The 8,035-nt window shown below is 34.6% G+C and carries 4 protein-coding genes; all 4 read left to right on the forward strand.

Going from position 1 to position 8,035, the window contains the following annotated elements; all coding sequences use genetic code 11:
• Positions 1-36 precede the first annotated feature (36 nt).
• Entirely contained in the window at positions 37-2,637 is a 2,601-nt protein-coding gene (locus tag ACHZDT_RS16140) for a zinc-dependent metalloprotease (RefSeq protein WP_394775651.1), read from the forward strand.
• Positions 2,638-2,663: 26 nt separating this feature from the next.
• Positions 2,664-5,999, forward strand: a complete 3,336-nt coding sequence (locus tag ACHZDT_RS16145) for a SusC/RagA family TonB-linked outer membrane protein (protein WP_394775652.1) — start codon at positions 2,664-2,666, stop codon at positions 5,997-5,999.
• A gap of 11 nt (positions 6,000-6,010) precedes the next feature.
• Complete coding sequence (locus ACHZDT_RS16150; protein WP_394775653.1) at positions 6,011-7,330, forward strand: RagB/SusD family nutrient uptake outer membrane protein; 1,320 nt, start codon at positions 6,011-6,013, stop codon at positions 7,328-7,330.
• Positions 7,331-7,390: 60 nt separating this feature from the next.
• Positions 7,391-8,035: LytR/AlgR family response regulator transcription factor (locus ACHZDT_RS16155; RefSeq protein WP_394775654.1), on the forward strand; the 645-nt coding region annotated here is incomplete at its 3' end.

The raw sequence follows: 8,035 nt of genomic DNA on the forward strand, positions 1-8,035 counted from the left end.
AGTTTTAGCCAAAAATTAACCTAAACTTAACTTTCTATGAGAGAAAAGGCAATGTTGAGAAGTCTAAAAAATATCGCTTTGGTGGTATTGGTGCTGAATACAAGTACTGTGATTTCTCAAAGAAAGAATAAAAAGAATAAAGAAGAAAAAACCGAATTATTTAAGGATTCCTTAAAAAATTCGAAAGGGCAAAAATACGATGATCTTATCAAAAAGGGAACTTTTAAGAAGGGATTGTTTAATACTATTCAGGTAAAAACTGATTTATATTTAGAGATCAACGATTCGCTTTTTTCAAGAGAATTTCTAGTTGTTAATAAAATTTCAAATGTTCCTTTACCTGTTAATGATGCGGGATTGAATAAAGGAATGAATTACGAGAATAAAATCATTACGTTTCATAAAGATCTTGTTGCAAAAAAAGTTTGGGTAAAATCATCAGTACCAAAGGTATCATCGCCAATTGGCGATGCAATTACGGCATCTGTAACAAGTAATTTCTCAGAATCTATTATTGAGGTTTTTGATATTGAAACTAAAAACAACGATTCGACTTCGGTAGTAATTAAGGCAAATAAAGTTTTTGACGGAAAACAAAAGAGTTTTAATGATGTTTTGAGCAATATAGGTTTTGGCGGATCTGTAAAATCTGAACTTTCATATATAGAAGGTGTGAAAACGTTTCCTAAAAATATTGTCGTTAAATCACAATTAACAACTTCGGTTAGTGAAGGTGGTCCTTCGCTTTCGGTTACGCTTGGTGTGACTTCAAATATTATTTTATTGGATAAAGTGCCAATGCAGCCTCGTTTTGCAGATAAACGTATTGGATATTTCTCTGAAAAACATTGGTATTTTAGTGACAGCCAACATGCAATGCTGGAAAAAGAATTAATAACCCGCTGGAGATTAGAGCCTAAAGCTGAAGATATTGAAAAATACAAAAAAGGTGAATTAGTAGAACCTAAAAAACCTATTGTTTATTATATCGATCCATCAACGCCTAAACAATGGCGCTCTTATATTATAGAAGGCGTTCGCGATTGGCAGGTTGCTTTTGAAAAAGCGGGATTTAAAAATGCCGTTATCGCAAAAGAACCCACAGAAGAAGATACGGATTTTGATATTGACGATGTTCGTTATTCGGTAATTACTTATGTGGCTTCGCAAAAAGCAAACGCAATGGGACCTGCGGTTGTGGACCCAAGAAGCGGTGAGATCATTGAGTCGGATATTATTTGGTGGCACAATGTAATGACTTCATTACAAAGCTGGATGCGCATTCAAACCGGAGCAATTGATCCAAAAGCGAGAGGAAATAAATTTAGCGATGAACATATGGGCGAAGCAATTCGTTTTGTATCGTCGCATGAAGTGGGTCATACTTTTGGTTTGAGACACAATATGGGCGCATCGTTTGCGTATTCGGTTGAATCTCTGAGATCTAAAGACTTTACGGCAAAAATGGGCGGAACTGCTCCGTCGATTATGGATTATGCGCGTTACAATTATATCGCTCAGCCTGAAGATAATGTGGAAGCAATTACACCAAAAATTGGTGAATATGACAAATATGCTATCGAATGGGGTTATAGATGGTACGCAGATCAAACGGAAGAACACAATGCTTTGAACGATTTGATTGGCAAACATAAAGATGATCCTATTTATTTCTACGGAGAACAACAGGATGGCGACAGCACAATTGATCCTCGTTCTCAATCTGAAGATTTAGGCGATGATGCCATGAAAGCGAGCGAATACGGACTTAAAAACCTGAAAATAGTTGTTGGTAAAATTCTGGAATGGACGTATGATAAGGATGAATCTTACTATCAAACGGGTAAATTATATATAGGTGCAATTGGTCAATGGAATTTGTACAATTATCATGTATTGACAAATGTGGGCGGTATTTATTTGAATACTACGGTTCATGGTGATAATAAACAAAGTTATGTGGCGGTTCCTGCTGCAATCCAGAAAAGAGCGGTTTCGTATTTATTAAACAATAGTATCAAATTGCCGGAATGGTTGTTTTTTAATCCAATTTTAGATAAGACAAACCCTTTAAAGGATTCTCCGCTTGGACCTTATGAATACACGCCTTATACACTTGCAAGAGAATTGCAATACGGTATTTTATACAGCTTATTAAGTGATGATCGCTTGTTGCGAATTACCGAAAATGAATTGTTTCAGCGCAATGAAGCCAAAGAAAATATTTATACGGTAACTCAATTATTCAAAACGCTTCACCAAAGCATTTTTGCTCCTACAATCCTGAACAAATCGCTCACGATTATGGAACGCATGACTCAGAAAAATTATGTTGATGTGCTGATTGTTTCGACTAATAAACTTTTTGAAAAAACTGATGTTAAAAAAACAATTCAGTTAGAACAGACTTTAAGTATGCCGCATTTATGTGATTATCTGGAAGAATCTAAAATGGTTCGTAACATCAATCAGTCTTCTTTAAAAAGAGTTTCTGAAGTTACATCTGATAAAAAAGGCGAACTGAATCAGGTTTTGCAATTACTGAAAGCGAAAAGAAACATGGGAAATCAGGAAACTAAAAACCATTATTTTGATTTGATTCAACGTATTGAAAGAGCATTAAATAACACATTATAATTAACACAACCCAAAAATAACCAAAAATGAAGAATCTATTTTACATGCTGAGTTTCCTTCTTGCCCTATCCGGGTATGCGCAGGAAAGGACTATTAAAGGAAAAGTACTTGATGCCAAGGACGGACTTCCAATTCCGGGAGTTACTGTTTTTCTTGAAAATTCCTCTGTATCAAACAGTACGCAACAAAAAGGTGTGATCCAGAGTGCAAGCTTAGGAACCGTAACCGATTTTGATGGTACTTTCGAATTTAAAATCAACAATAATATGAAAAGTTTAAGGGTAACTTATGTGGGTTACCAACCTTATACGATTGATATTACATCACAAAATAATTATACTATTTCCTTAAAATCTGACGTAGCTGAATTGAAGGAAATTGTAGTTACGGGTTACCAAAAAATCGAAAAAAGAAAATTGACGTCGGCTGTTGCACAAGTTGACATGGCAGATATCAAACAAGCTGGTGTGGCGAGTTTGGATCAAATGTTAATTGGTCAGATTGCGGGTGTTGCGGTAACACAGCAAACGGGCGCTCCGGGAACTATTTCGAAAATCAGAATTCGTGGTACAGCTTCACTTTCAGGTGCTCAGGATCCTTTATGGGTTCTTGATGGTTTGCCTCTTGAAGGAAATGATGTTCCTCAAAAGTATGACAAAGACAATATTGATGTATTAAGCAATTTTTCTATCGCAGGTTTAAATCCTGAGGATATTAAAGATATTACCATATTAAAAGATGCTGCTGCAACTGCCATTTACGGTGCAAGAGCTGCAAATGGAGTTATTGTGGTTACGACTAAAAAAGGAAGAAAGGGAAGCATGAAAGTTGATTTTAATGTCAATACTTTTGTGACTCAAAAACCTGATTTTTCTAAATTAAACCTTTTAAATTCTTCTCAAAAAGTAGATTTTGAACTTTCGCTGGCTTCAAGAGAGGATTTGACTTACAGAGACACAAACGGAGAAATTTCCCGTATTCTAAATCAGGCTAATGAATTAGGAGCCTATAGATCGGGAGGTTTTTCGTCTCTAAGTCCGGAAACGCAAAATTCTATCAACACTTTAAGAAACAATAATACAAATTGGGGTGATTTATTGTATAGAAGTACTTTCAACAAACAATATTCATTGAGCTTATCCGGCGGTGGAGAAAAATCTGATTACTATTTTTCATTAGGTGCTTATGATGAAGAAGGTGCAACTATTGGAACTGGTTTCAAGAGATACAATCTTACTTTAAAAAACAACTTCGATGTAACGGATAGATTACATGTGGGTGTTGGAATATTTGGTGCGCAAAGCAAAAAACAATCTTACATTACAGATGTTGATGCTTATACAAATCCTTCTAATTACTCCCGAAATGTAAATCCATATCTGACTCCGCTAAATGCTGACGGAAGTTATAATTATGACAAGGATATTAGAGGATATGCAGGAAACTATATTCCTTTTAATATTTTAGAAGAAAGAGAAAATACTAATTATGAATTAACGACAAGATCTATAAAAGCGTTGCTTGATGTTGATTACAGAATTGCAAAAGGCTTAAAAGCAAGTACGCAAATTGGTTTGCAGTTTGATAATAATGCTTCTGAAAAATATGCCGGTCAGGAAACTTATTTCACAAGAAAAGAAAGAGAAAAATCACGTGTATTTATAAACAATGCTGATACTTATTTCCTTCCTGCAGGCGGAATTATTCAAAATTCAAACACAGATTTTTTCCAATACAACTGGAAAACTATGGTAAACTATAGCACTACCATTGGCGGAAAACATGAGATTGAAGTTATGGCAGGAAATGAGTTAAGAAGAAACAATAGTACATCAATTGCTACAAAAGGTTTTGGTTTTGACCCTAAAACATTAACTACAACTCAAATTATTTTTCCAAATGCTGATACGGCAGCAAATGCAAGCTGGAGAACGTATTTGAAAAATGAAAACGAAAATGCATTTGCTTCCTTTTTTGCGACAGCATCTTATACATACGATAGAAAATATACTTTCTTTGGAAGTGTACGTTATGACGGATCAGATTTATTTGGTGCAGATCCTAAATACAAATACTTACCATTATGGGCAGTTTCCGGTTCATGGTTAGTATCCGAAGAAAATTTCTTAAAAGACAGTGAAGTAATTTCTAATTTAAGATTACGTGCTTCTTACGGTTTACAAGGAAATATCGATAAAAATACTTCTCCGTATGTAGTTGGGGTAAACCAGACAACGGTTATTTTACCGGGACAAACAGAACCTGTTATTTCAGTATCGGCACCTCCAAATGATAAATTAAGATGGGAAAAAACAACGAATACGAATTTTGGAATGGACCTTGGTTTATTCAACAATCGTGTTAACATTGTAACAGATGTTTACGGCAGAAAAAGTACGGATTTAATTGGTTTACAATCTCTTCCTGTTGAAAACGGATTTGAATTTACAAATGCTAACTGGGCGCAGGTAACTAATAAAGGTTATGAAATTGCTTTGTCTACGCAAAACATCAATCACCCTAATTTTAAATGGAATACAACGATTAATTTCGCTCACAATAAAAGTAATGTTGATCGTATTCAGGTAAGATCAAACAGTTTTTTACCCTCTAGAGAAGGCCTCCCGGTCAATGCGGTATTCGCATTAAAAACTGCAGGAATTGATGAAAACGGTTATCCTTTATTTGTAAATAAAAAAGGAGAAACGGTAAACTCACAAACCTTTTTTGCCCTTTATGACCCTTATGCAGAGGTATTTCCGGGAGTACTCTCTACAACAAAACTTTCAGATGCAGACACAAGAGACTTGTTTACATATGCAGGAGATTTAGATCCTAAATTTACAGGAGGTTTTACCAACACGTTTAAAGTAAGTAATTTTGATTTGACAATCGCGACTACTTTCAACATCAAACAAACTGTTGTAGAAAAACCAACTTTTAACGGAACAACATTAGATCGTGGTCAAAACTATACTACAGCGGCTCTAAATGCATGGTCACCTACAAATACAAGTTCAAATATCCCTGGAATTACAAGTGAAACCGGGGGAACTGGAGATTCATGGATGGCTTATCAATGGTATTCTGGCGGAAACCAAATCGAAATGTATAATTACTTAGATACATGGGTTCATGAAATGAGTTTTATGCGTTTAAGCAGTGTTCGTTTTGGATATACTTTACCTAAAAAAGCTACGAATAGTATGTTTATGGATAACATTAGATTTAGTGTCGAAGGCAGAAACTTATTCGTAATCAGCTCTGATTATAAAGGTTACTTTGACCCTGAAACTTACGGAAATATCTATGCACAACCAATCCCAAGATCGATTTCTTTAGGATGTAACCTAACTTTTTAAACTGATTTAAAATGAAAAATATATTAAAATACGTATTCTTTGCCAGCATAGCAATTACTACAGTAAGCTGTGATAATTACCTTGATGTTAAACCTATTGGTAAAGTAATTCCGGAAACCTTAACAGATTACAGAGCAGTATTAACAAAAGGATATTCTGCTTATCAATCACATAAATCATTGTCATCTTTAAGAGCCGATGAATTGTTTTTGAATGAAGACAATGATAACTCTTTTTATTACAGAGATATTTTTATCTGGAAAGATGCTAATCCTGATAAGCTTACAAACGTTTTTCCTTATGCAGGTTTGTACAACAGGATTTTTTATACGAATGTAATCATCAATGAAGCAAGTAAAAAATTAGCGCCATCGGCAGAAAAAGATCAATTGATTGGAGAAGCATATGCCTTAAGAGCATTAACTTATTTTGATTTGATTAACTTGTTTGCAAAGCCTTATAATGCAGCAACAGCAGCAACAGACAAAGGTGTTCCGTTAGCTTTAGAAATTGATTTAGAGCAAGCATATGTTCCTCAAAGTGTAGCAGTAATTTATGACCAGATTCTTTTGGATAACGAAGAAGCGCAAAAATTACTAAACTTAGACACTCAGACAGCAGGAATTAATTACCGTTTCTCAAAAGTTGCCTTATATACTATGGAATCCCGTATTTATCTTTACAAAAAAGAATGGGCTAAAGCGATTGAAGCGGCAGATAAAGCAATGACTTATAAAAGTGCTTTAACGAACCTGAATACAACAGCTGTTTTGCCAAACCTTTATAATGGTAGAGAATCAATATTAGCTCTTGAAGATACTTTTATCAACCTTTTAAAAGGAGCTTCGTTTGTATCACCTACATTAATTGGTGCGTATGATAAAACAAACGACTTGCGTTTTGCCTTATATTTTCAGGCAAGCGGCAGCAAGTTCAGATTTAAAAAAGGGGGTGATATTAATCAAAAATGTACCTTTAGAACCTCTGAATTATATTTGACAAAAGCAGAAGCATCAGCTCAATTGAGCGATCTTCCTGCGGCAAGAACAACGGTTTTGGCATTTATAAAAAACCGATATAATGCTACAGCTTTTAACCAGTTAAGCACATCGATTGCCGGAATGACACAAACTCAGCTTCTTGATTTTATAGGTCAGGAAAGACAAAGAGAGTTTGTTGTTGAAGGTCAGCGCTGGTTTGATTTACGAAGAAATAATCAAAAACAAATCACCCATACATTTAATGGTGAAGATTTTACCCTGATGGAAAATGATCCGCGTTACACGTTACCTTTCCCCCAAGAGGCACGTTTAAACAATCCAGAATTGTAAAAGAATCAGCTCCGTTTTTAACGGAGCTTTTTTTTTAACTTTATAATAAAATTAAACGATATGAAAATAGTCATTATTGAAGATGAACATCTGGCTTCAAGCTATCTAAAATCAATATTAGAACAACAAAACATCATTTCGATAAACGAAATAACAATCCTGAAATCTGTAAAAGATGCCGTAGCCTTTTTTAAGGAAAACACCGTTGATCTTGCCTTTATGGACATTCATTTAGGAGACGGAAAAAGTCTTGACATTTTTGAACAGGCAACTGTTTCATGCCCCGTTATTTTTATTACCGCTTATGATTCTTACGCCGTAAAAGTATTCAAACATTTCACGATAGATTATCTTCTAAAACCTTATGAAGAGGAAGAATTGCTTGAAGCTTTACTCAAATACAAAAATATCAAAGAGTCTTTTAATACCAATTTAGTTGTAGAATCTTTGGTCGAAATCGAAAATCAAAACAACATCCAGCACCATTTTTTGGTAAGTCACAGAGATAAACTTATTTCGATAAACGATACATCAATTACCTATTTTTTTGCCACCGGAAAACACATGTTTATTTACACCAATTCCGGCAGCAGTTATTTATACAACAGCAATTTAACGGATTTAATAGGTAAACTTTATCCGGTTCTTTTCTTTAAAGTCAATAGAAAATATATTATCAATCGTCATCATATTCAGGAAATTGTC

Origin of the sequence: Flavobacterium sp., from assembly GCF_043722275.1 — a bacterium.
Lineage (GTDB): Bacteria > Bacteroidota > Bacteroidia > Flavobacteriales > Flavobacteriaceae > Flavobacterium.